The sequence below is a fragment of the Variovorax sp. GW458-11-26-14-LB1 genome (assembly GCF_059423965.1).
Window position 1 is genome coordinate 21,114 of record NZ_JBWKYW010000052.1, and the last position, 21,214, is coordinate 42,327.

Sequence of the window (21,214 nt, forward strand, 5' to 3'; positions counted from 1 at the left end):
CTTTTTTCTTTGCGCGCGCGGCCGACCGCTTACATGCGCGAGATGTGCCCGTTGTCGATGCGCACGCGGTCGCCGATGCGCAGGTCGCCCGGGTTTTGCACGTCGAAGGCGCGGTAGCCGCCGCGGTCGGTCTGCACCGAGACGCGGTAGCTCTCGTAGGCGCGCGGGCCGTTCTGCTGGGCCTCGATGGTGTTGCCCAGCAAGGCGCCGCCCACGAGGCCGAGCGCAGTGGCTGCGGCACGGCCGTTGCCGCGTCCGAACTGGTTGCCCACCACGCCGCCGATCAGGCCACCCGCGATGGCACCGCCACCCGTGGTGCCGACGCCTGCGGTTTCGCTGCGCAGCACCTCGATGTTGGCCACGTGGCCGTACTCGACGTAGGCCGCTTCCTGGTACTGGATCGCCCGCGGCGGGGCCTGGTAGGGGTAGCGCGAGGTCTGGTAAACCGGGGCCGGCGCGACACAGGCCGTGAGCGTGGCCAGTGCGAGCACGGACGCCGTGACGGAAATGAAGCGCATTGAGATGTTCATGAAAGAGGCTCCTCGAAGAAAACAGCACGCGCCCGGACGGGCTGCATGCCTGCCTGTGTCTAACGTTTCAGCCGAAGCCGCGATGACGAAAGACACACGCTGAAACCTTCGAGACGAACCACGCGCCGGCGGTTCCGTTCTTTACGCCTTGGATACTCAGGTGCCCTTCAGCTTTGCTGGGGCAAAGGCTCAGTGCTTGCCGGTCGAACCGTAGCCGCCCTCGCCGCGTTGCGAGGCCTCGAACTCGGCGACCACGCGAAACTGCGCCTGCACTACCGGCACGATCACCAGCTGCGCGAGCCGCTCCATCGGCTGCAGCACGAAGGGCGTGTTGCTGCGGTTCCAGGCGCTGACCTTCAGCTCGCCCTGGTAGTCGCTGTCGATCAGGCCGACGAGATTGCCCAGCACGATGCCGTGCTTGTGACCCAGGCCCGAGCGCGGCAGGATCAGCGCGGCATAGGCCGGATCGGCCAGGTGGATCGCGATGCCGGTGCCCACCAGTTGCCAGGCATTGGGTTCGAGCGTGACCGGGGCATCGAGGCAGGCCCGCAGGTCGAGGCCGGCGCTTCCGGGGGTGGCATACGCGGGCAATTGATCCACCATGCGCGGATCGAGGATTCGGACGTCTACTTTCACTGACTTGCTGCCTTGTTTATTTCTGTTGCTGTTCTTTTTGCCTGCGGGCGGCCTCTTCGAGCACCTGCTGCCACTTGGCGACCCCGGGCCTCAGGCTGAGTCCCTTGAGAAAACGCTTGCCGAACCAGGCCGCCGCGGCGGCGCCCAGGACCAGCACGGAGAGCGGCACGCCGATGGCCCACAGCACCAGGAACACCATCGCCCCCATGCCGGCCAGCACCTTGAGCGTGCCCAGGGGGATGGCCTTGGTGCCGTCAGCCTTCGCGGCCTCGCCAGCCGGCGATTCACGCCGCGTGGCGACGGAGCCCTGCGCGCCGGGCGAAGGCGTCATGCCGACGTCCAGCCCGTGCTCGGACTCCTTGCCCGGGACGCGGGCCGACTGGCCGGCCCGCGCCGACAGCTGCTCCACGTAGCGGGCGAAGTCGCCGTTGGGTGGTGTGTTGGATTCGGTGTTCATCAGGCCCTCCAATCAGGAAGTCGCGCGGCAATCTCCGTCATCAACTCGCGTGCCAGCCGGAGCTTGGGCGCGCGGGGCAGCTCGCGCACGCCCTTCGCGTCCACGAGCAGCAGTGCGTTGTCGTCCTGCCCGAAGGTCAGCGGACCAATGTTGCCCACCAGCAGCGGAATGCCCTTGCGTTCGCGCTTGGCCTTGGCGTGCTCGGCGAGGTTCTCGCTCTCGGCGGCGAAGCCCACACAGAACAGCTTCTTGGCCTGCGCGCGTTCGCTCTTGACCACCGTGAGCAGGATGTCGGGGTTCTCGACGAAGTGCAGCACCGGCGTCTGGCCGCTGCCGTCCTTCTTGATCTTCTGGTCGCTGTGCGTGGCGGGGCGCCAGTCGGCCACGGCGGCCGTTGCTACAAAAATGCTAGCTGCCTGCGCAGCGCGGGTGGTGGCTTCGAGCATCTCCTGCGCCGACAGCACGTCGATGCGGCTCACGCCGCGCGGGGTCGGCAGGTGCACCGGACCGGCCACCAGCGTGACCTCGGCACCGGCCTCGCGCGCCGCGCGGGCGATGGCAAAGCCCATCTTGCCGGACGAATGGTTGGTGATGCCGCGAATCGGGTCCAGCGCCTCGAAGGTCGGGCCGGCCGTGACCAGCACCTTCTGCCCTGCCAGCAGCTTGGGCTGGAAGAAGGCCGTGATGTCCTCGAGCAGCTGCGCCGGTTCGAGCATGCGCCCGTCGCCGGTTTCGCCGCAGGCCTGCCATCCGCTGCCCACGCCCAGCACGGTCGCGCCGTCGGCCGACACCTGCATCAGGTTGCGCTGCGTGGCCGGATGGGCCCACATCTCGCGGTTCATGGCCGGGGCGATCAACAGCGGCACGCGGTCGGTCGGGCGTGCCAGGCACAGCAGGCTCAGCAGCTCGTCGGAACGGCCCTGCACCAGCCGCGCGATGAAATCGGCGCTGCAGGGCGCCAGCACGATCGCATCGGCCTCGCGGCTCAGGTTGATGTGCGGCATGTTGTTGGGCTCACGGGCGTCCCACTGCGAGGTGTAGACGGTGCGCCCCGAGAGCGCCTGCATGGTGACCGGCGTCATGAACTGCTCGGCCGCCTCGGTCATCACGACCTGGACGGTGGCGCCCGCCTTCACGAGCAGGCGGCACAGCTCGGCCGATTTGTAGCAGGCGATGCCCCCTGTGAGTCCGAGGACGATGTGTTTGCCGGCGAGATCTTGCATGGGACATATTGTTGCTCACATACCGACAAGATCAGGAATGGGATGGCCTTCGGCCGTGGAGGCACAAAGGGGACACCTATAATCGCAATTTCCCACTGCCCGGATTCACGCGTCCGGAACTGGCATGACCAAATTTGTCTTCGTCACCGGTGGTGTCGTATCTTCCCTTGGCAAGGGAATCGCCTCCGCCTCGCTCGCCGCGATCCTCGAATCGCGCGGCCTCCAAGTCACCCTCATCAAGCTCGATCCGTACATCAATGTCGACCCCGGCACGATGTCACCGTTCCAGCATGGCGAAGTGTTCGTCACCGATGACGGCGCCGAGACCGACCTCGACCTCGGCCACTACGAGCGCTTCATCAACACGCGGATGCGCAAGGCCAACAACTTCACGACCGGTCAGATCTACAAGACCGTGCTCGAGAAGGAACGCCGCGGCGACTACCTCGGCAAGACGGTGCAGGTCATTCCGCACATCACCAACGAGATCCAGGAATACATCAAGCGCGGCGCCGGCATCGGCACGGCGCACGAGGTGGACGTGGCCATCGTCGAAATCGGCGGCACCGTGGGCGACATCGAGTCACTGCCCTTCCTGGAAGCCGTGCGCCAGATGAGCCTGCGCATGGGCCCGAACAACTCGGCCTTCGTGCACCTGAGCTACGTGCCCTGGATCGCCGCCGCCGGCGAGCTCAAGACCAAGCCCACGCAGCACACCGCCAAGGAACTGCGCGCCATCGGCATTCAGGCCGACGCCCTGCTGTGCCGCGCCGACCGCCCGATCCCCGACGACGAGCGCGCCAAGATCTCGCTGTTCTCGAACGTGCCCGAATGGGGCGTGATCTCCATGTGGGACGTGGACACCATCTACAAGGTGCCCCGCATGCTGCACGAACAGGGCCTGGATGGCCTGATCTGCGACAAGCTGCGCATCAACACGCCGCCGGCCAAGCTCACGCGCTGGGACGAGCTGGTGTACGAGGTCGAGCATCCGCAACAGGAAGTGTCGATCGCCATGGTCGGCAAGTACGTCGACCTGTCGGACAGCTACAAGTCGCTCAACGAGGCGCTGCGCCACGCCGGCATGAAGAACCATGCGCGCGTGAAGATCGACTACATCGACTCCGAGACCATCTCGGCGCAAGACGTGTCGCGCCTGGCCAAGTACGACGCCATCCTGGTGCCCGGCGGCTTCGGCCAGCGCGGCGTGGAAGGCAAGATCTCGGCCGCCCGATTCGCCCGCGAATCGAAGGTGCCCTACCTGGGCATCTGCCTGGGCATGCAGGTCGCCACCATCGAGTACGCCCGCCACGTGGCCGGCCTGAAGAACGCCAACAGCACCGAGTTCGACCCGGAAACGCCCACCCCCGTGATCGCCCTGATCACCGAGTGGAAGGACCGCGACGGCACCGTGAAGACGCGCGACGAGAAGTCCGACCTCGGCGGCACCATGCGCCTGGGCGCGCAAAGCTCCGACGTCACGCCGGGCACGCTGGCGCACAGCATCTACGGCGACGTGGTCACCGAGCGCCATCGCCACCGCTACGAAGCCAACGTCAACTACCTGGACGAGCTGCGCAATGCCGGCCTCGTGATCTCGGCGCTCACGCAGCGCGAGCACCTGACCGAGATCGTCGAGCTGCCGCAGAACGTGCACCCGTGGTTCATGGGCGTGCAGTTCCACCCCGAGTTCAAGTCAACGCCGTGGGGCGGCCATCCGTTGTTCAACGCCTTCATCAAGGCGGCGCTCGACCACAAGGACAAGGGCGCGGGCAGCACCAACAAGACGCTCAAGGCAGTGGCATGAAGCTTTGCGGATTCGACATCGGGCTGGACCAGCCTTTCTTCCTGATCGCCGGCCCGTGCGTGGTCGAATCCGAGCAGCTGCAGATGGACACGGCCGGCACGTTGAAGGAAATCACGGCGTCGCTGGGCATCCCGTTCATCTTCAAGAGCAGCTTCGACAAGGCCAACCGCTCCTCGGGCACGAGCTTTCGCGGCCCGGGGCGTGACAAGGGCCTCGAGATCCTGGCCAAGGTGAAGCGCGAACTCGGCCTGCCCGTGCTGACCGACGTGCACACCCACGAGGACATCACCGAGGCCGCCAAGGTGGTCGACGTGCTGCAGACGCCCGCCTTCCTGTGCCGCCAGACCGACTTCATCCACGCCGCGGCGCAGTCGGGCAAGCCGGTGAACATCAAGAAGGGCCAGTTCCTCGCACCGCACGACATGAAGAACGTGATCGACAAGGCCCGCGCTGCCGCCAGGGAAGCCGGCCTGGACGAAGACAGCTTCATGGCCTGCGAGCGCGGCGCCAGCTTCGGCTACAACAACCTCGTCTCGGACATGCGCTCGCTCGCGATCATGCGCGAGACGAAAGCGCCCGTCGTGTTCGACGCCACCCACTCGGTGCAGCTGCCCGGCGGCCAGGGCACCAGCTCGGGCGGCCAGCGCGAGATGGTGCCGGTGCTCTCGCGTGCGGCCGTGGCCGTGGGCGTGGCCGGTCTCTTCATGGAGACGCACCCCGACCCGAACAAAGCCCTGAGCGACGGCCCCAACGCCGTGCCGCTCAAGCACATGAAGGCCCTGCTCGAGACGCTCGTGGCGCTCGACCGGGTCACCAAGAAAAACGCATTCCTCGAGGACAGTTTTCAAGCATGAGCAGCGGTTACGTCATTGCCCACGTCGAGGTCACCAACCCGACGCAGTACGAGGAATACAAGAAGTGGTCGAGCGTCGCGATGCAGGCGCACGGCGCCGAAGTCTGCGTGCGCGGCGGCCAGGTGCTGCCGCTCGAGGGCGACTGGAAGCCCACCCGCGTCGTCGTGCTCAAATTCCCCAGCTTCGAAAAGGCCAAGGCCTTCTACGAGACGCCCGAATACCTGAAGGCGCGTGAAGCGCGTGCCGGCGCCGCCATCATGAACATGATCGCGGTCGAAGGCCTTTGATTCCGTTTTTTGCCAGTCCACTCCACCAAGAGACCCAGAGAAAGAGATAGAGATGAGTGCAATCGTTGACATCGTCGGCCGCGAAATTCTCGACAGCCGAGGCAACCCCACCGTCGAGTGCGACGTGCTGCTCGAGTCGGGCACCATGGGCCGTGCGGCCGTGCCCTCGGGCGCTTCGACCGGTTCGCGCGAGGCCATCGAGCTGCGCGACGGCGACAAGAGCCGCTACCTCGGCAAGGGCGTGCTGAAGGCCGTCGAGAACATCAACACCGAGATCTCGGAAGCCGTGCTGGGCCTGGACGCCAGCGAACAGGCCTTCCTCGATCGCACCATGATCGACCTGGACGGCACCGACAACAAGGCCCGCCTGGGCGCCAACGCCACCCTAGCCGTCTCGATGGCCGTGGCCCGCGCCGCGGCCGAAGAGTCGGGCCTGCCGCTGTACCGCTACTTCGGCGGCATGGGCGGCATGCAGCTGCCGGTGCCGATGATGAACGTCATCAACGGCGGCGCGCACGCCAACAACAGCCTGGACCTGCAAGAGTTCATGATCATCCCCGTGGGCGCCAAGAGCTTCCGCGAGGCCGTGCGCTACGGCGCCGAAGTGTTCCACGCTCTGAAGAAGATCCTGGGCGACCGCGGCATCAGCACGGCCGTGGGCGACGAAGGCGGCTTCGCCCCCAGCGTCGAGAGCCACGAAGCAGCCATCCAGCTGATCCTGGAAGCCATCGACAAGGCTGGCTACACCGCCGGCGAACAGATCGCCCTGGGCCTGGATTGCGCAGCCAGCGAGTTCTACAAGGACGGCAAGTACGTGCTGTCGGGCGAGAACCTCTCGCTCACGGCCGAAAGCTGGACCGACATGCTCGCCACCTGGGTCGACAAGTACCCGATCATCAGCATCGAAGACGGCATGCACGAAGGCGACTGGGACGGCTGGAAGCACCTGACCGAACGCCTGGGCAAGCGCGTGCAGCTGGTGGGCGACGACCTGTTCGTCACCAACACCAAGATCCTGCAAGAAGGCATCGACAAGGGCATCGCCAACTCGATCCTGATCAAGATCAACCAGATCGGCACGCTGACCGAAACCTTCGCTGCCATCGAAATGGCCAAGCGCGCGGGCTACACGGCCGTCATCTCGCACCGTTCGGGCGAAACCGAAGACAGCACCATCGCCGACATCGCTGTGGGCACCAACGCCGGCCAGATCAAGACCGGCTCGCTGTCGCGTTCGGACCGCATCGCCAAGTACAACCAGCTGCTGCGCATCGAAGAAGACCTCGGCGACATCGCCGTCTACCCGGGCCGCGGCGCGTTCTACAACCTCAAGTAGCGCCTCGCAGCCTGCATGCGCGCGCGCTTCGTCCCTCCTCTCATCCTGGTGCTCCTGCTGGTCATCCTGCAGTGGCAGCTGTGGAACGGGCGCGGCAGCGTGCGCGAGGTCGCCCAGCTGAGAACCCAGCTGGCCGACCAGAAGGACGCCAACGCCAAGGCCGCCCTCAACAACGAGCGGCTGGCGTCCGAAGTCAATGACCTGAAAGACGGCCTCGAGATGGTCGAGGAACGCGCCCGCGCGGAACTCGGCATGGTCAAACCGAACGAAGTCTTCGTGCAGATCGCGCACTGATCCTTTCCTTCGCCGCTTCTCGATGCCAGAGCTTCTCTCGGCCTCCGCCTTTGCGCTGTGGGGTTCTCCCGTCACCTGGCTCGAACTCGTCGCCGCCGTGCTCGCGCTCGCGATGGTCGGCTGCAACATGCGCGAGATCCACTGGGGCTGGCCGCTGGCCATCGTCAGCTCGCTGCTCTACGTGGTGGTGTTCGCCAACGCGCGCATCTACGGCGACGCCGCCCTTCAAGTCTTCTTCGCTTTCGTCGCCCTCTGGGGCTGGGCGCAATGGTTGCGCGGCTTTCGCGCCGACGGCAGCGCCTTGCGGGTCAGCCGGCTGTCGCCGCGCGGGACCGCGTACGCCCTCCTGGCCTGCGCCATTGCGTGGCCCGTGGTCGCCCTCTTCCTGCGCCGCTTCACCAACACCGACGTGCCCTGGTGGGACGGCTTCGTCACCGGCCTGAGCCTGGTCGGGCAGTTCCTGCTCGGGCGCAAGTTCATCGAGAACTGGCTCGTGTGGCTGGCCGTGAACGTGGTCAGCGTGGGCCTGTTCATCCACAAGGGCCTGTGGCTCACGACAGCGCTGTACGCGGTGTTCGCCGTGCTCAGCGTGGCCGGCTTCCTGGCATGGCAGCGACGCCTGCCGAAGGCCACGACGAAGGCGGTGCCGGCATGACGCCGAACCTGCCGACCGGCTGCGTCATCGCACTCGTGGGCGCCGAGAGCACGGGCAAGACCGAGCTCTCGCGCGCCATCGCACAGCGCCTGCAAGACCGCGGCACGCCCGTCACGCTGGTGGGCGAGTACCTGCGCGAATGGTGCGAACGCGAAGGCCGCACGCCGCGCCCCGACGAACAACAAGCCATCGCCGACGAACAGATGCGCCGGATCGACGCGGCTGCCACCACGGGCGTGGTGGTGGCCGACACCACGGCACTCATGACAGCGGTCTACAGCGAGCAGCTGTTCGCCGACACCTCGCTGCACGACAGCGCCCTCGCCGCGCAGCGGCGCTACGCCATCACGCTGCTCACCGCGCTCGACCTGCCCTGGGTGGCCGACGACATGCGCGACGGCCCGCATGCGCGCCAGCCGACCGACACGCTGGTGCGCGCCGCGCTCTCGCGCGCGGGGCTCTCGTATGCCGTGGTGCACGGCAGCGGCGGCGAGCGGCTGGCGAACGCCTGGAATGCGATCAACACCATCGCCGGCAACGAAGGCCGTGCCCGCACGCGCACCCGCCGCGATGCCAAGCCCGCCTCGTGGACATGGCCTTGCGAGAAGTGTTCCGACCCGGAATGCGAACATAAGCTCTTCAGCGACCTGATGGCGCGCCGCGACCCGCCCTGAGCCTTCCGGTTCTTGCGCATTCGCGCGCCCTCTCCCCCTCACCGGAGACCCGATGCCCGTTTCGATTGCTGCGCGCCGCGCTCCCGCCGCCGCCTTCCTCGCCCTGCTGCTGGCCACCGGTGCCGCTTCTGCAGCCCCTGTGGCCGCCACCGTCGAGAACGCCACCACCTCCACGGCCTGCGCCGAGGAAGACAACGTGTCGATGGTGCTGCGCGGCGACGGCATCCGCCGCCTGCGCATCGAAGCGCTGCAGCCCACCTACCTGGGCACCATCGGCAACGACGTCACCGCGCCCGACTTCTCGGGCTGCAACTTCGACGGCGGCGCCCACCCCACCGACCCGGCGCACCGCTTCAAGAAGCGCACCGTCGTGCTGCTCGACAACGCGCAGTGGCGCATCGTCGGCATGACGCTGCCGACCTTCTGGCGCCCGGCGCGCGTGCCGGTGCAGGTCGGCGCGCGCCACGACCGCGGCTTTCACCTTCTGCAGGTGTTCAAGAAGGAGAACGGCAAGGCGCTCGAGGCCATCGTGCTCTACCCGTCCGACGGCTACTGGCGCCTCAAGCCGCTGCCCGAGGCGCGCTTCGGCGACGGTGTGTACGGCTCGTCGTTCCTGCTCGGCCCGGTCGTGCAGGATGGGCGGCCGGTGGTGGACATCGCATCGATCCGCGTCGTGCCGAAGCCACTCGCCATCCACCTGCGCTTCACCGACGGCGGCAGCGCCGTGGCGCGCGTGACCGAGATCAGCCGCACCCGCACCGCGCTCGACGTGACACTCTCAAAACCCACAGCGAGCGCGAAGCAGCCCTTCGCGGTGCTGCGCTCGATGTATGTGGCGCCCGACAACGCCGACATGAGCGAGGTGCGCTGGCAGGCCTCGCCGCAGGCGGCCGAGCAGGCGTTGCCGCTGCCCGAGGTGAGGACGCTGAACGCCACGCAGGTGCGCTTCGGCCGCAGCCTGCCCTCGAAGCACAACACCAGCGCGCCCGACATCACATTCGGCGGCTTCGACGACGAAGCGCGCTGACCACCAGCTTCAGGCCGCGCGCCGCACCTCGCCGGGCGTGAGGCCCAGCACGCGGCGCATGCAGCGCGCCATGTGGCTCTGGTGCGAGAAGCCGCTCTCGAGCGCGACGAGGCTCGCGGGCATCTCGCTGCTCAGCAGCAGGCTGCGTGCGCGGTCGACGCGGCGGTGCACCACATAGGCATGCACCGCCTGGCCGGTGGAGCGCTTGAACTGCGTCTTCAGGTGCGAGGCGCTCAGGCCCGCGACCTCGGCCAGCGCCGCCAGCGACAGGTCGCCGTCCAGGTGCGCCTCGATGAACTCCGTGACGCGTTTCAGCTGCAACCGCGTCAACCCCTGCACGGGTGACGGCGCCACCTGCGGGCCCGCCGCGATCAGCTGCACCGCGAGCGCGGTGCCCAGGCTGTCGGTGTAGAGCCGGCCATTGGGAAAGCCCGCGCGGCGCTCGGCGTCGAGTGCCCAGGCGATGTGCTCGATCTGCGGGTCGCGGAACTGGTGGCGTTCGCCGAGCACCGCACGCTCGGCCGGCAGGCCCATCTCGTCGGCCGTGCGCACCAGCAGCGCGGGCGCCATGCGCACCACGACCGACGTGCTCGGCGACTCTTCATGCCAGATGTCGGTGCTGCCGGCCGGCAGGATGTCGAGGTCGCCGCGCGTGTAGAGAAAGCGGTGGAACTGGCAGGCGCCCGCCACCGGCGCGCCCGCGTGCAGCTTGAGGCGGTGGTCGGGCAGCGCCTCGTAGCCGACCACGCCGCCGGGGGTCTGGCGCACGTCGACGCGCAGGCTGTCGGTGGCGGGCGGCGCGACGAAGCTGTCGGCCGACAGCGCCACATCGGACGCCGCACCACCGTGCCCGTGCAGATCGGTGTCCAGATCGGTATCGCTCATCGAAACATTATGGGCCGCGCGCGGCGTGCATGCCGTCGGCCGTTTGTGCTCCCCCACGGCTGAACGTGCGCGACCGCAAGCCGTGCGATCCGGATCATCGACGGCCATGAACACCACACCCCACACCCCCTACGCAGGCAAGAAGGCCGTCATCACCGGCGGCACCCTCGGCATGGGCCTGGCCACCGCGCAGGCGCTACTCGACGGCGGCGCCGACGTGCTCGTGACCGGCCGCAACCCGCAGAACCTGGAGGCCGCACGCCGCGTGCTCGGCCCGCGCGCGCACGTGCTTGCATCCGATACAGCTTCGCTGACCGACATCGATGCACTGGCCGCCACGGTGCGCGAGCGCTTCGGCCGCATCGACCTGCTGCACATCAACGCGGGCATCTCCTCGCTCGAACCCTTCGAGCAGGTGACCGAGGCCGGCTACGACCGCGCCTTTGCGGTCAACACCAAGGGCCCGTTCTTCACGGTTCAGCGCCTGGCGCCGCTGATGCCTGCGGGCAGCGCCATCGTCTTCACCTCGTCCATCGCGGACGAAGGCGGCATGCACGGCATGAGCGTGTACAGCGCCACCAAGGCCGCGCTGCGCTCGATGGCCTCGGGCTTCGCGGCCGAGCTGGTGACGCGCGGCATCCGCGTGAACGTGGTGAGCCCCGGCTTCATCGACACGCCCACGCTCGGCGTGACCGATGCGAGCGCCGAGGAGCGCGCCGAGTTCATGCGCCTGGGCGACCAGATCACGCCGATGCGGCGCCACGGCACCTCGGCCGAAGTGGCGCGCGCGGTGCTCTTCTTCGCCTTCGAGGCGACCTTCACGACCGGCGCACGCCTCACCGTCGATGGTGGGCTGGGCCAGGGCTTGACGCCGGCTGCCGCTTGATCCGATCTCTCACCAAGGACCTCACAACATGACCGACGTTTCCCTCATCGGCCTCGGCCCCATGGGCATCGCCCTCGCGCGCGCCCTTCAATCATCGAAGTTCACGCTGACGGTGTGGAACCGCACCGCCGAACGCGCCACGCCCCTCTTGAACCAAGGCACGGTGCTGGCACCAACCGCCCTGGCCGCCGTGCAGGCCAGCCCCGTGGTGCTGGTCTGCGTGGCCGACTACCCGGCGTCGCGCGCGATCCTCGCCGCGCCCGGCGTTCACGACGCTCTGCGCGGCAAGGTGCTGGTGCAGCTGAGCACCGGCACGCCGCAGGACGCGCGCGACGACTGGGCCGCGCTCAGCGGCGTGGCGTACCTCGACGGCGCCCTGCTCGCCACGCCGGGCCAGATCGGCCGGCCCGACACGCCGCTCTTCATTTCCGGCGAGGCACGCGCCCTCGCCGCCTGCCGGCCGCTGCTCGACGCCATCGCCGGCAACATCCAGCACATGGGCGAGCCGATCGGCAACGCGGCGGCCTGGGACCTGGCCACGCTCTCGTGCATGTTCGGCGCGATGAGCGGCTTCTTCCACGGCGTGTGCATCTGCGAAGCCGAAGGGCTGCCGGTGGACGGGTTCGCGCAGATGATCGGCGCGATCTCGCCGGTGCTCGGCGAAATGATCCAGGCCGAGGGCGAGGCGATCCACGCCGGCCGGTACGGCGAGCCCGAGAGCTCGATGGCCACCTGCGCGGGCTCGGGCCGGCTGTTCGTGAAGCAGGCGCGCGAAGCGCAGCTCGACGCGGGCTTTCCGGATTTCCTGATGGGGCAGTTCGAGCGCGCGATGCGCGCGGGCCTGGGCAACGAGCGCCTGGCCGCGATGGTCAAGGTGCTGCGGCAACCGCCGCAGCCCGCTTGAACCGCGTCGCGCCTACTGGACGACCGGGCTGCCCGGCAACTGGTCGCCCAGCGGCTTGAACAGCTGCGCGGTGTCGACCGCGTCGAAGCGGTACTGCTTGCCGCAGAAGTCGCAGCCGACCTCGATGTCGCCGCGCTCGGCGAGGATTTCCTCGGCCTCTTCCACGCCGAGCCCGCGGATCATCTGCGCCACGCGCTCGCGGCCGCAGGTGCACGCGAAGTGCGGGCCCAGCAGGCCGGCCTGCGGTTCGAAGCGCAGCAGCTTCTCTTCCCAGAACAGGCGGCGCAGGATGGTCTCGACGTCGAGCGTGAGCAGCTCGTCGCGCGTGAGGCTCGACGCCAGGATCGAGATGCGGTTGTATTCCTCGTTGCGGCCGATCTGGTCCTGGTGCGCCTCGTCGTGCACCTGCTGCGAGGTGCCTTCGAGGTTGCCCTCGCCCTTGATGGGCAGGCGCTGGATCAGCAGGCCGGCCGCCACCTTGTCGTCGGCGGCGAGCACCAGCGTGGTGTCGAGCTGTTCGCTTTGCAGCATGTAGTGCTGCAGCACGTCGCTGAGCTTGCCCAGCTTCTGGCCGTCGTCGCCGAACAGCGGCACGACGCCCTGGTACGGCGTGGTGCCGGGCAGCTTGTCTTTCGGGTCGAGCGTGATGGCGCAGCGGCCCTTGTTGTTCACGTTGACCATGTCGGGCAGGCGCGCGTCGGCCGGCAGGTCGCCGATCACCTTGGCGGTGGCGCGCAGGCTCAGGTCGGGCTTGGCCTCGGCCACGGCCACCTTCACGGGGCCGTCGCCGAAGATCTGCAGGATGAGTGCGCCGTTGAACTTGATGTTGGCCTGCATCAGCGTGGCCGCGGCCGTCATCTCGCCCAGCAGCTCGGCCACGGGCGGCGGGTAGGCGCCGGTGGCGGTGTTGGAGGCGCGCCGCGCAAGGATCTCCTGCCACGCATCCGTCAGGCGCACGATCATGCCGCGCACCGGCAGGCCATCGAACAGGAATTTGTGCAGCTCGCTCAAAACATCGTCTTTCTCTTAGTCAGGCTGTCTTCACGCGGAATACCGCGGAACCGGCTTTGCCGGGCCGCAGGTATTGCCCCCCGCAAGGGGGTAGGAGGCCACACGAAGTAGGCAAGCCTGGGGGTTAGCCAATTTTCTTCAGGCCCTTCGCGAAGCGATGGGCGTTTTCTACGTAATGCTCCGCACTCTGGCGCAGCTTGGCGGCAGCCGCATCGTCGAGCGTGCGCACCACCTTGGCGGGCGAGCCGATGATGAGGGAGTTGTCGGGAAACTCCTTGCCCTCGGTCACGACGCTGCCGGCGCCAACGATCGAATTGCGGCCGATCTTCGCGTTATTCAAGACCACCGCCTGGATGCCGATCAGCGAGTTGTCGCCGATGGTGCAGCCGTGCAGCATCACCTGGTGCCCCACCGTCACGTTGTCGCCGATGGTCAGCGGGCAGCCGATGTCGGCGTGCAGCACCGACAGGTCCTGGATGTTGCTGTTGCGCCCGATGGTCAGCACCTCGGTGTCGCCGCGCAGCACGGCGCCGAACCAGACGCTCGCGTTCTCGGCCAGTTCGACATTGCCCATGACCTGGGCGCTGTCCGCGACCCATGCGCCTTCGCCAAGGCGCGGTGCAATGCCATCCAATTCGTAAATCGCCATCGTGGTTGTCTCCGGAGGGGCAAAACTAGAATTGTAGGGATGCACCCCCGATTGAGCGCGCTGGCCGCGCTGCGCCTGACAGACCCCGACGACAAGGTGGCCGCCACGCGCGCCACGGCTGCACAGGCAGCTACTGTTTCCATAGCACTCGAGCCCCTGCGCACGCCCGGCGACGACGACGGCGTGCCCGGCCGCCCCGAGCGCCCGCTGCGCGTGGCCGCCACCGCCGTGCAGAAGCGCTCGCCCTTCACGCCCGAAGGCCGCGCCGCGCTGATCCATTCGATCTGCCACATCGAGTTCAACGCGATCAACCTCGCGCTGGACGCCGTGTGGCGCTACGACGGCATGCCCGAGGCCTACTACCGCGACTGGCTGCGCGTGGCCGACGAGGAGGCGCAGCACTTCACGCTGCTGCACACGCACCTGCAGGGCATGGGCTGGCGCTACGGCGACTTTCCGGGCCACGACGGCCTGTGGAACATGTGCGAGAAGACGAAGGACGACGTGCTCGCGCGCATGGCGCTGGTGCCGCGCACGCTCGAGGCGCGCGGGCTCGACGCCACGCCGCTGATCCAGTCCAAGCTCAAGCGCGTGAACACGCCCGACGCACTGCGCGCGGTCGAGATCCTCGACATCATCCTGCGCGACGAAGTGGGCCACGTGGCCATCGGCAACCACTGGTACCGCTGGCTGTGCGAGCGTGCCGGGCTCGACGCCGAAGCCAACTACCCGGCCCTGGTCGCGCGCTACGACGCGCCGCGCCACAAGCCGCCCTTCAACCTCGAAGCACGCGGCCGGGCGGGCTTCAGCCCCGCAGAGCTGCGCGCGCTGACCGACTCCCGCCCCGAATGACCGATGTGATTTCCGACCAGACCTGGTCACGCGCCGAGCTGCAGGCCTGCCTGCAGGGCCGCGACACGCCGCCGCATTTCGAACGCTGCCATTTCGACGAGGCCGACCTGTCGCGCCTCGATCTGCGCGGCGCGCAGTTCACGCTGTGCAGCTTCGCCGAAACCTCGTTCGACCGCGCCCAGCTGGCGGACACGCGCTGGGTCGGCTGCCGCGCGCGCCAGGCCGACTTCGGCCTGGCCGACCTCACGAACGCGCGCGTCCAGGACTGCGACCTGAACAACACGCAGTGGGCGCGCGCCAAGCTGGCCTCGGCGCTCTTCACGGGCGTGAAGCTCACGGGCGCGCACTTCGGCGAGGTGTCGGCGCTGGGCGTGGTGTTCAAGGATTCGCTGCTGGTCGACGCGCACCTGCGCGGCCTGTCGTTCCGCAAGCAAACGCTCGCGCAGCTCGACCTGTCGGAGGCCGACCTCTCGGGTTGCGATTTCCGCGAGGCCATCTTCGAAGGCGGCAGCCTGCGCAACGCGCACCTGAAGCTCGCGCGCTTCGAAGGCGCCGACCTGCGCGACGTGGACCTGGGCGGCCTGCGGCTGGCCAACGCCGCGCCGTTCAAGGGCGCGACCATCTCCCACCGGCAGGCCGCCGCACTGGTCGAGGAGCTGGGCCTGCGCGTCGTCTGAGTTTGAGAGTCAGGACGTCGCGGTGCGGCTGTGCACCACCAGCTTCGGCGTGAAGTACTGAAGCACCTCGCCGCGCTGGTTGCGCGTCTGGCAGCGCATCGAGACCATCGCGCGGCCGGGCTTGGAGCGCGAGGGCGTGATGTCGACCACCTCGCTCACCACATGCAGCACGTCGCCGGGCCGCGTGGGCTTGGGCCACTGCAGCTCGCCGCCCGAACCGATGATGCCGTCGGCCAGCGGGATGCCGCTGTCGACCAGCAGCTTCATGGTGAGCGCCGCCGTGTGCCAGCCGCTCGCGGCCAGCCCGCCGAAGAAGGTGTTCTTGGCGGCCTCTTCGTCGGTGTGGAAGGGCTGCGGGTCGAACTGCTGCGCGAAGGCCTTGATCTGCGCCGCGTCGAGCAGGTGCTCGCCGCTCTGGAAACGGTCGCCGACCTTCAGGTCTTCGAGATACAGCTTGTCCATGGGAGTCTCCTTGTTGCGTTGCCCGTCATTCTCGGGCGATCAGACGCGCTCGAGGATGGTGGCGATGCCCTGCCCGCCGCCGATGCATTGCGTCGCCAGCGCATAGCGGCCGTTCTCGCGCGCCAGCAGCGCCGCCGCCTTGCCCGTGATGCGCGCGCCGGTGGCGCCCAGCGGATGGCCGATGGCCAGGCCGCCGCCGTCGAGGTTCACCTTTGCCGGGTCGAGCCCGAGGTCGCGGATGCAGGCCAGCGCCTGCGACGAGAAGGCCTCGTTGATCTCGACCACGTCGAGGTCGGCCACGTTCAGGCCCGCGCGTGCGAGCGCCTTGCGCGTGGCGGGGATCGGGCCGATGCCCATGACGGCCGGGTCGACGCCCACGGTCGCGAACGAACGGATGCGCGCCAGCGGCTTCAGGCCGTGCTTGGCGGCGAAGGCGTCGCTGGTGACCAGCACGGCCGCCGCGCCATCGGTCAGCGGCGACGAGGTGCCGGCCGTGACCACGCCGTCGGGACGGAACGCGGGCTTGAGGTTGGCCAGCGCCTCGGCCGAGGTCGAGGGGCGGATGCAGCCGTCGGCATCGATCACCTCGCCGGAGGCCAGGCGCACCGGCACGATCTCGCCGGCGAGGCGGCCCTGCGCACGCGCCTCGGCCGCCTTGCGGTGCGACGCGACGGCCAGCGCCTCCTGGTCGGCGCGGCTCACGTTCCAGCGCTGCGCGACGTTCTCGGCCGTCTCGCCCATCGAGATGTAGGCATCGGTGCTGGCCAGCAGCTCGGGACTGGGCGAGAAGTTGAAGCCGCCCTGCGGCACCATCGTCATCGACTCCACGCCCACGCACAGGAAAGCGTCGCCCATGCCCGCCTCGATCTGCGCGGCCGCGATGTGCACGGCCTGCATCGACGAGCCGCAGAAGCGGTTCACCGTCATGCCGCCCACCTCGTGCGGCAGCCCGGCCAGCAGCCCGACGATGCGCGCCAGGTTGTTGCCCTGCGACGCCTCGGGGTAGGCGCAGCCCAGGATGATGTCTTCGAGCAGCGCGGGGTCGAGGTCGGTGCGCTGCAGCAGGCCCTGCACCACGCCGGCGGCGAGCGTGTCGGGGCGCACTTCGGCCAGCGCGCCCTTCTTCGCGAAGTGGAACGGGGAACGGGCGTAGGCGGAAATCACGGCTTTCATGGGAACACTCCTTTGGGAAAAACTACCTTCCAATCGGTAGGCTTCGGGGTTCAAAAAAAGGCACGCCCGGCGTGCCCGTGGTGAAACGGATCGGTCAGTCGAGTGGCAGTACGCGCCGCAATTGGGCGATGGCGTCGTCGAAGTCTTCGACGCGGCCCGTCATGCGCGACGCGAGCAGCGCGCCCTGGCACGACGAGAACACGAAGGCCGCGAGCGAGGCCACGGGGTTGTCTTTCTGCGCCTGCGCCGGCACCAGCGCGCCGAGCACGCCGGTGAGCCACATCACCTGCGTGTTGCGCAGCGCCTGCACGGCTTGGCGCAGGTCTTCGTTGATGCAGTCCCAGCCCGGCGCCAGCGCGCCCGCCGGGCACAGGCCCGAGCCGGCCTTCAGCGTGTTGCGGTACATGCGGAAATAGGATTCGAGTGCGTCCTTGGGCTCGCGCGCGCGCGCCGCCACCCAGTCCTTGAAGCCCTGCGTGGCGCCCTGGATCACCGCGATGCCCAGCGCTTCCTTGGTGGGAAAGTGGTGGTAGAGGCTGGCCTTGCGCACGCCCACCGCGTTGGCCACGTCCTGGAAGCTGAAGCCCAGGTACGAACGGGTTTCGATGAGCCCGCGCGCCACCGCGAGGATCTGATCGCGGGTGCCGCCGGGGGCCAGGGTGGTAGCGTCGTGCATCTACCTACTATAAGGTAGGGAAGCCCACCCCTGCAAGCGCCGGGGTCAATCGGCCTTGATGCCCGCGGCCTTCACGATGCGGCCGTTGCTCTCGAACTCGCTGGCGATTTCCTTGGCGAAGGCGGCCGGCGTGCCCGGGGCGGGCACGTTGTCGGTGGCCGTGAGCTTGGCGCGCAGCTCGGGGCTGGCGAGCGCCTTGTTGATCTCGGCGTTGTACTTCGCAACCAGCGCCGCCGGCGTGCCCGCGGGCGCGAACACGCCGAACAGCGAATGGATGTTGGCCGCGCTGTAGCCCAGCTCGGCCAGCGTGGGCACCTGCGGCAGACTCTCGAGCCGCGCGGGTGCGCCGGCCGCCAGCGGGCGCAGCTTGCCCGACTGGATGTGCGCCGAGAGCGTCGGGCTGGCATTGGTCGACAGGATTTCGAACTGCCCGCTCAGCGCATCGTTGAGCTGCTGGCCGCCGCCCTTGTACGGCACGTGCGTGATGTCCACGCCGGCCGCCGCGCGCACCTGCTCGAGCACGATGTGCCCGAGCGAGGCCGGCCCCGATGTGGCCCAGCGCACCGCGCCGGGCTGCGCCTTGGCCTCGGCGATCAGCGCGCGGAAGTCCTTCGCCTTGCTGGCCGGGGTGGCCACCAGCAGCACGGGCGAATACATCACGCTGGCCACCGGCACGATGTCCTTCAGCGGGTCGAACGGCAGCTTGCCCAGGTGCGGACTCAGCACCAGCGGGCTGATGGCCGAGAAGCCCAACGTCGCGCCGTCGGGCGCGGCCTTGGCCACGGCGTCCATGCCGATGGCGCCGCTCGCGCCCGCGCGGTTGTCGACGATCACCGTGGTTCCCAGCTGCGCGGCGAGCCGGTCGCCGAGCGCGCGCGCGACCACGTCGCTCACACCGCCCGCCGGGTAGGCCACGATGAGCCGCACGGTGCGCGGCACGGCCTGCGCATGCGCGCCACTGGCCGCGCACAGCGCCGCGGCGGCGAGCAGCCGGGTCGTGGTGCGGCGCGAAGGCTTGGAGGCGGCGAGGAAGTTCATGGTGTCGATGAAAGGCATGCGTCGAGGAGGAGAAGAAGAAAGATCGGTCAGTCCAGCTGCAGCTTGCGCTCGCGAATCAGCTTGGACCACTTCTCATTGTCCGCCTTGACGAAAGCCGCAAAGGCCGCCGGGCCGAGTGGATGCACCTCGGCGCCGGCCGTCGCGAACTTGGCCTTGATCTCGGGCGTCGCCAGGGCCTTGGCGAGTTCACCCGACAGGCGATCGACCACGTCCTTGGGCATGTTGGCGGGGCCGACCAGCCCCTGGAAGCCGACTGCTTCCATGCCTGCGAGGCCCAGCTCCTTCACCGTCGGCACGTCGGGCAGTTGCGGGTCGCGCACGGGGCCGGTCACGGCCAGCGCCTTGAGCTTGCCGCCCTTCACCTGCGGCAGCAGCACGCTGCCCGCGTCGATGAGGATCTGCGTCTGCCCTCCGAGCAGGTCTTGCACGGCCGGCGCGCTGCCCTTGTACGGCACGTGCGTCATGTCCAGGCCCGTCACCTGGTTCATGAGCTCGCCGTTCAGGTGCGTCGAGGTGCCGTTGCCACCCGAGGCGAAGTTGACCTTGCCGGGCTGGCCCTTGGCCCACGCCACGAACTCCTTGAGGTTCTTCGCCGGATGGTCCGGGCGCGTCACCGCGATGTAGCTGCCCTGGCTGATCTGGCCGATGTAGGTGAACTGCTTGATCGGGTCGTACGGCGGCTTGCTCTGCAAGTACGGCGCGATGGCGAAGGGTCCGGTGTTGGGCAGCAGCAGCGTGTAGCCGTCGGCCGGCTGGCGCGTGAGTTCGGTCGCCGCGATCATGCCGCTGGCGCCCGGCTTGTAGTCGACCACCAGTTGCTGCTTGAGCGCCTCTTGCAGCGGCACCTGCACCGTGCGCGCCGCGAAGTCGATGCCGCCGCCGGGCGGGTAGCCGACGATCAGGCGGATGGGCTTGGCGGTGGGAAAGCCCTGGGCCATGGCGAGGCCGGCGGTCGTGGCCAGTGCGAGCCCGGTGCAGAGTCTGCGAAGGTTCATGGATGTCTCTCGATGTCTCTTGAATAAGAGCATCCATTTTGAAACATCGCCGGACCTCCGGCTCGCACCTGCTCAGGCTTCCTGCGCCTCCACGTCGTTGCCGATGAAGTTGCGCCCGCGCGCCCCGCCCTGCGCATGGCGCAGCATCTCGCGCGCCTCGTCCTCGCCCACGCCGTAGTCGGCGAAGCGCGTCTTCACGCCCAGCGATTCGATGAAGGCCGCGAGCTGCGCCGGTGCGTCAACCAGCGGCATGCGCAGCGCCTGCGCGAGCACCGCGTCGCGGTCGGGTCGGCGGCCGATGGCGCGCGCCAGCACCATCGGCAGCGGGAACGAACAGGCGATGCCGTGCGGCAGGCCGTAGCGCAGCGTCATCTCGTAGGAGATGGAATGCGCGAGCGCGGTCTTGGTGTTGGAGAAGGCCATGCCCGCCTTCAGCGCTGCGAGCGCCATGCGCCCGCGCAGTTCCACATCGTCGAGCCGCGCCATGAGCTGCGGCAGCACCTCCAGCGTGTCCTGCACGGCCGCCACGGCGAAGGTGTCGGACAGCGGATTGGCGTTGACGTTCCAGATGGCTTCGAGCGCGTGCGACAGCGCATCGAGCCCGCTTTGCAGCGTGACCGCCGCGGGCAGCGACAGCATCAGCTCGGGGTCGATCACCGCATGGCTCGGCCAGGTCTGCGGCAAATGCAGCGAGTACTTCTTCTGACGCTCGCGGTCCCAGATGGTGGCCCACGGCGTGACCTCGCTGCCGGTGCCGGCCGTGGTGGGCACGGCGATGAGCGTCTTGTGGCGCGTGGCCACGAAGGGCCGCTCGCCCGCGAGCCCCGCCACCAGGTCCGCGAAGCGCCCGTGGTCGTCGGCCACCATCAGCGCCTTCGCGGTGTCGATGGCGCTGCCGCCGCCGACCGCGACGATCACTTCCACGTCGGCGTGCGTGCGCCAGAACCATTCGTAGGTCTCGGCCAGTTCCGCCACGTCGGGGTTGGGCCGCGTCTGGTCGAGCGTACAGGCCAGCGCGTCGCCGAGCACTGCCTCCAGCCGGTCGAGCAGACCCAGCGCGCGCGCCTCGGGAAAGGTCACCAGCGCGGCGCGCCGGCCTTCGAGCAGCTTCGGCAGGGACAGCAGGGCCCCTGCCCCGTACACGCTGTGCACGGGGTTGTGGTAGTTGGCGCTCATGGAGGGGTTTCTTCAGGAGGCGGCCAAAG

The 21,214-nt window shown here is 68.5% G+C and carries 25 protein-coding genes; 12 read left to right on the forward strand and 13 right to left on the reverse strand.

The genetic code is table 11. The features are described from left to right. Positions 1 to 29: 29 nt before the first annotated feature. The 4 genes from AC07YS_RS26100 to coaBC form a co-directional block, all read right to left on the reverse strand. Positions 30 to 530, reverse strand: a complete 501-nt coding sequence (locus AC07YS_RS26100; protein ID WP_062474665.1) for a glycine zipper 2TM domain-containing protein — start codon at positions 528 to 530, stop codon at positions 30 to 32. A 189-nt stretch (positions 531 to 719) separates the two neighbouring features. Further along, positions 720 to 1,166: a dUTP diphosphatase gene (gene dut / locus AC07YS_RS26105; protein ID WP_062474662.1), complete on the reverse strand. Its 447-nt coding sequence runs from the start codon at positions 1,164 to 1,166 to the stop codon at positions 720 to 722. A gap of 16 nt (positions 1,167 to 1,182) precedes the next feature. Further along, on the reverse strand, positions 1,183 to 1,623 hold the full coding sequence (locus AC07YS_RS26110; protein ID WP_495269500.1) for a hypothetical protein: 441 nt from the start codon (positions 1,621 to 1,623) through the stop codon (positions 1,183 to 1,185). Further along, positions 1,623 to 2,846, reverse strand: coding sequence for a bifunctional phosphopantothenoylcysteine decarboxylase/phosphopantothenate--cysteine ligase CoaBC (gene coaBC / locus AC07YS_RS26115; RefSeq protein WP_495269501.1), 1,224 nt, complete (start codon positions 2,844 to 2,846; stop codon positions 1,623 to 1,625). The genes AC07YS_RS26110 and coaBC overlap by 1 nt, the downstream gene beginning before the upstream one ends. 124 nt (positions 2,847 to 2,970) lie before the next feature. Here coaBC and pyrG point away from each other — a divergent pair, with 124 nt between their 5' ends. The 8 genes from pyrG to AC07YS_RS26155 are packed head-to-tail and all read left to right on the forward strand — an operon-like array spanning position 2,971 to position 9,780. Continuing rightward, positions 2,971 to 4,653 (forward strand): CTP synthase, encoded by a 1,683-nt coding sequence (gene pyrG, locus AC07YS_RS26120; RefSeq protein ID WP_139705616.1) that lies wholly within the window; start codon positions 2,971 to 2,973, stop codon positions 4,651 to 4,653. Next, a complete protein-coding gene (kdsA, locus tag AC07YS_RS26125; protein WP_369632227.1) occupies positions 4,650 to 5,507 on the forward strand; it encodes a 3-deoxy-8-phosphooctulonate synthase in 858 nt (285 codons plus the stop codon). The genes pyrG and kdsA overlap by 4 nt, the downstream gene beginning before the upstream one ends. Next, a complete protein-coding gene (locus tag AC07YS_RS26130) occupies positions 5,504 to 5,794 on the forward strand; it encodes a DUF1330 domain-containing protein (RefSeq protein WP_495269502.1) in 291 nt (96 codons plus the stop codon). The genes kdsA and AC07YS_RS26130 overlap by 4 nt, the downstream gene beginning before the upstream one ends. A gap of 52 nt (positions 5,795 to 5,846) precedes the next feature. Then, positions 5,847 to 7,130, forward strand: coding sequence for a phosphopyruvate hydratase (eno, locus tag AC07YS_RS26135; protein WP_062474653.1), 1,284 nt, complete (start codon positions 5,847 to 5,849; stop codon positions 7,128 to 7,130). 15 nt (positions 7,131 to 7,145) lie between these two features. Beyond that, positions 7,146 to 7,424, forward strand: coding sequence for a cell division protein FtsB (ftsB, locus tag AC07YS_RS26140; RefSeq protein WP_070059525.1), 279 nt, complete (start codon positions 7,146 to 7,148; stop codon positions 7,422 to 7,424). A gap of 22 nt (positions 7,425 to 7,446) precedes the next feature. Next, a complete protein-coding gene (pnuC, locus tag AC07YS_RS26145; RefSeq protein WP_495269503.1) occupies positions 7,447 to 8,079 on the forward strand; it encodes a nicotinamide riboside transporter PnuC in 633 nt (210 codons plus the stop codon). Then, complete coding sequence (locus AC07YS_RS26150; protein ID WP_495269518.1) at positions 8,076 to 8,753, forward strand: AAA family ATPase; 678 nt, start codon at positions 8,076 to 8,078, stop codon at positions 8,751 to 8,753. Before pnuC ends, AC07YS_RS26150 begins: the two co-directional genes overlap by 4 nt. Before the next feature lie 52 nt (positions 8,754 to 8,805). Next, entirely contained in the window at positions 8,806 to 9,780 is a 975-nt protein-coding gene (locus AC07YS_RS26155) for a hypothetical protein (protein ID WP_495269504.1), read from the forward strand. A 9-nt stretch (positions 9,781 to 9,789) separates the two neighbouring features. On the opposite strand, the gene AC07YS_RS26160 is transcribed toward AC07YS_RS26155, so the two are convergent. After that, on the reverse strand, positions 9,790 to 10,665 hold the full coding sequence (locus AC07YS_RS26160) for an AraC family transcriptional regulator (RefSeq protein ID WP_495269505.1): 876 nt from the start codon (positions 10,663 to 10,665) through the stop codon (positions 9,790 to 9,792). 106 nt (positions 10,666 to 10,771) lie between these two features. On the opposite strand from AC07YS_RS26160, the gene AC07YS_RS26165 reads away from it, so the two are divergent. Further along, positions 10,772 to 11,551 (forward strand): SDR family oxidoreductase, encoded by a 780-nt coding sequence (locus AC07YS_RS26165; protein WP_495269506.1) that lies wholly within the window; start codon positions 10,772 to 10,774, stop codon positions 11,549 to 11,551. 28 nt (positions 11,552 to 11,579) lie between these two features. Continuing rightward, on the forward strand, positions 11,580 to 12,455 hold the full coding sequence (locus AC07YS_RS26170; protein WP_495269507.1) for an NAD(P)-dependent oxidoreductase: 876 nt from the start codon (positions 11,580 to 11,582) through the stop codon (positions 12,453 to 12,455). 12 nt (positions 12,456 to 12,467) lie between these two features. Here the strand turns inward: AC07YS_RS26170 and hslO are convergent, their stop codons facing one another. Both hslO and AC07YS_RS26180 read right to left on the reverse strand, forming a co-directional pair. Next, positions 12,468 to 13,466, reverse strand: coding sequence for an Hsp33 family molecular chaperone HslO (hslO, locus tag AC07YS_RS26175; protein ID WP_070059530.1), 999 nt, complete (start codon positions 13,464 to 13,466; stop codon positions 12,468 to 12,470). A 124-nt stretch (positions 13,467 to 13,590) separates the two neighbouring features. Further along, positions 13,591 to 14,115 carry a gamma carbonic anhydrase family protein gene (locus AC07YS_RS26180; protein WP_159272463.1) on the reverse strand — a complete coding sequence of 175 codons (525 nt, stop codon included), beginning with the start codon at positions 14,113 to 14,115 and terminating at the stop codon, positions 13,591 to 13,593. 39 nt (positions 14,116 to 14,154) lie between these two features. On the opposite strand from AC07YS_RS26180, the gene AC07YS_RS26185 reads away from it, so the two are divergent. Together AC07YS_RS26185 and AC07YS_RS26190 are read left to right on the forward strand one after the other, a co-directional pair. After that, positions 14,155 to 14,967, forward strand: a complete 813-nt coding sequence (locus tag AC07YS_RS26185) for a ferritin-like domain-containing protein (protein WP_495269508.1) — start codon at positions 14,155 to 14,157, stop codon at positions 14,965 to 14,967. Next, positions 14,964 to 15,644 carry a pentapeptide repeat-containing protein gene (locus AC07YS_RS26190; RefSeq protein ID WP_495269509.1) on the forward strand — a complete coding sequence of 227 codons (681 nt, stop codon included), beginning with the start codon at positions 14,964 to 14,966 and terminating at the stop codon, positions 15,642 to 15,644. The genes AC07YS_RS26185 and AC07YS_RS26190 overlap by 4 nt, the downstream gene beginning before the upstream one ends. A gap of 9 nt (positions 15,645 to 15,653) precedes the next feature. Here the strand turns inward: AC07YS_RS26190 and AC07YS_RS26195 are convergent, their stop codons facing one another. The 6 genes from AC07YS_RS26195 to psrA form a co-directional block, all read right to left on the reverse strand. Then, positions 15,654 to 16,106 (reverse strand): MaoC family dehydratase, encoded by a 453-nt coding sequence (locus AC07YS_RS26195; RefSeq protein ID WP_062474638.1) that lies wholly within the window; start codon positions 16,104 to 16,106, stop codon positions 15,654 to 15,656. Between the two features lie 39 nt (positions 16,107 to 16,145). Then, entirely contained in the window at positions 16,146 to 17,279 is a 1,134-nt protein-coding gene (locus tag AC07YS_RS26200) for a thiolase family protein (protein ID WP_495269510.1), read from the reverse strand. Positions 17,280 to 17,373: 94 nt separating this feature from the next. Further along, positions 17,374 to 17,955, reverse strand: a complete 582-nt coding sequence (locus AC07YS_RS26205; protein ID WP_495269511.1) for a TetR/AcrR family transcriptional regulator — start codon at positions 17,953 to 17,955, stop codon at positions 17,374 to 17,376. Positions 17,956 to 18,000: 45 nt separating this feature from the next. Continuing rightward, positions 18,001 to 18,993: a Bug family tripartite tricarboxylate transporter substrate binding protein gene (locus AC07YS_RS26210; RefSeq protein WP_495269519.1), complete on the reverse strand. Its 993-nt coding sequence runs from the start codon at positions 18,991 to 18,993 to the stop codon at positions 18,001 to 18,003. A 47-nt stretch (positions 18,994 to 19,040) separates the two neighbouring features. Further along, the gene (locus tag AC07YS_RS26215) at positions 19,041 to 20,009 is read right to left on the reverse strand and encodes a Bug family tripartite tricarboxylate transporter substrate binding protein (protein WP_495269512.1); all 969 of its coding nucleotides are present in this window, start codon (positions 20,007 to 20,009) and stop codon (positions 19,041 to 19,043) included. Positions 20,010 to 20,081: 72 nt separating this feature from the next. Next, a complete protein-coding gene (gene psrA, locus AC07YS_RS26220) occupies positions 20,082 to 21,185 on the reverse strand; it encodes an iron-containing alcohol dehydrogenase PsrA (protein ID WP_495269513.1) in 1,104 nt (367 codons plus the stop codon). Positions 21,186 to 21,214 lie beyond the last annotated feature (29 nt).

Coding starts and splice junctions, on each gene's coding strand:
- AC07YS_RS26130 (WP_495269502.1), top strand. CDS start 5,504: ATGAGCAGCGGTTACGTCATTGCCCACGTCGAGGTCACCAACCCGACG.
- AC07YS_RS26160 (WP_495269505.1), bottom strand. CDS start 10,665: ATGAGCGATACCGATCTGGACACCGATCTGCACGGGCACGGTGGTGCG.
- eno (WP_062474653.1), top strand. CDS start 5,847: ATGAGTGCAATCGTTGACATCGTCGGCCGCGAAATTCTCGACAGCCGA.
- AC07YS_RS26215 (WP_495269512.1), bottom strand. CDS start 20,009: ATGAACCTTCGCAGACTCTGCACCGGGCTCGCACTGGCCACGACCGCC.
- AC07YS_RS26205 (WP_495269511.1), bottom strand. CDS start 17,955: ATGCACGACGCTACCACCCTGGCCCCCGGCGGCACCCGCGATCAGATC.
- pnuC (WP_495269503.1), top strand. CDS start 7,447: ATGCCAGAGCTTCTCTCGGCCTCCGCCTTTGCGCTGTGGGGTTCTCCC.
- AC07YS_RS26185 (WP_495269508.1), top strand. CDS start 14,155: ATGCACCCCCGATTGAGCGCGCTGGCCGCGCTGCGCCTGACAGACCCC.
- ftsB (WP_070059525.1), top strand. CDS start 7,146: ATGCGCGCGCGCTTCGTCCCTCCTCTCATCCTGGTGCTCCTGCTGGTC.
- AC07YS_RS26195 (WP_062474638.1), bottom strand. CDS start 16,106: ATGGACAAGCTGTATCTCGAAGACCTGAAGGTCGGCGACCGTTTCCAG.
- AC07YS_RS26110 (WP_495269500.1), bottom strand. CDS start 1,623: ATGAACACCGAATCCAACACACCACCCAACGGCGACTTCGCCCGCTAC.
- pyrG (WP_139705616.1), top strand. CDS start 2,971: ATGACCAAATTTGTCTTCGTCACCGGTGGTGTCGTATCTTCCCTTGGC.
- AC07YS_RS26150 (WP_495269518.1), top strand. CDS start 8,076: ATGACGCCGAACCTGCCGACCGGCTGCGTCATCGCACTCGTGGGCGCC.
- AC07YS_RS26190 (WP_495269509.1), top strand. CDS start 14,964: ATGACCGATGTGATTTCCGACCAGACCTGGTCACGCGCCGAGCTGCAG.
- AC07YS_RS26170 (WP_495269507.1), top strand. CDS start 11,580: ATGACCGACGTTTCCCTCATCGGCCTCGGCCCCATGGGCATCGCCCTC.
- kdsA (WP_369632227.1), top strand. CDS start 4,650: ATGAAGCTTTGCGGATTCGACATCGGGCTGGACCAGCCTTTCTTCCTG.
- AC07YS_RS26100 (WP_062474665.1), bottom strand. CDS start 530: ATGAACATCTCAATGCGCTTCATTTCCGTCACGGCGTCCGTGCTCGCA.
- AC07YS_RS26180 (WP_159272463.1), bottom strand. CDS start 14,115: ATGGCGATTTACGAATTGGATGGCATTGCACCGCGCCTTGGCGAAGGC.
- AC07YS_RS26165 (WP_495269506.1), top strand. CDS start 10,772: ATGAACACCACACCCCACACCCCCTACGCAGGCAAGAAGGCCGTCATC.
- AC07YS_RS26200 (WP_495269510.1), bottom strand. CDS start 17,279: ATGAAAGCCGTGATTTCCGCCTACGCCCGTTCCCCGTTCCACTTCGCG.
- AC07YS_RS26210 (WP_495269519.1), bottom strand. CDS start 18,993: ATGAACTTCCTCGCCGCCTCCAAGCCTTCGCGCCGCACCACGACCCGG.
- AC07YS_RS26155 (WP_495269504.1), top strand. CDS start 8,806: ATGCCCGTTTCGATTGCTGCGCGCCGCGCTCCCGCCGCCGCCTTCCTC.
- coaBC (WP_495269501.1), bottom strand. CDS start 2,846: ATGCAAGATCTCGCCGGCAAACACATCGTCCTCGGACTCACAGGGGGC.
- psrA (WP_495269513.1), bottom strand. CDS start 21,185: ATGAGCGCCAACTACCACAACCCCGTGCACAGCGTGTACGGGGCAGGG.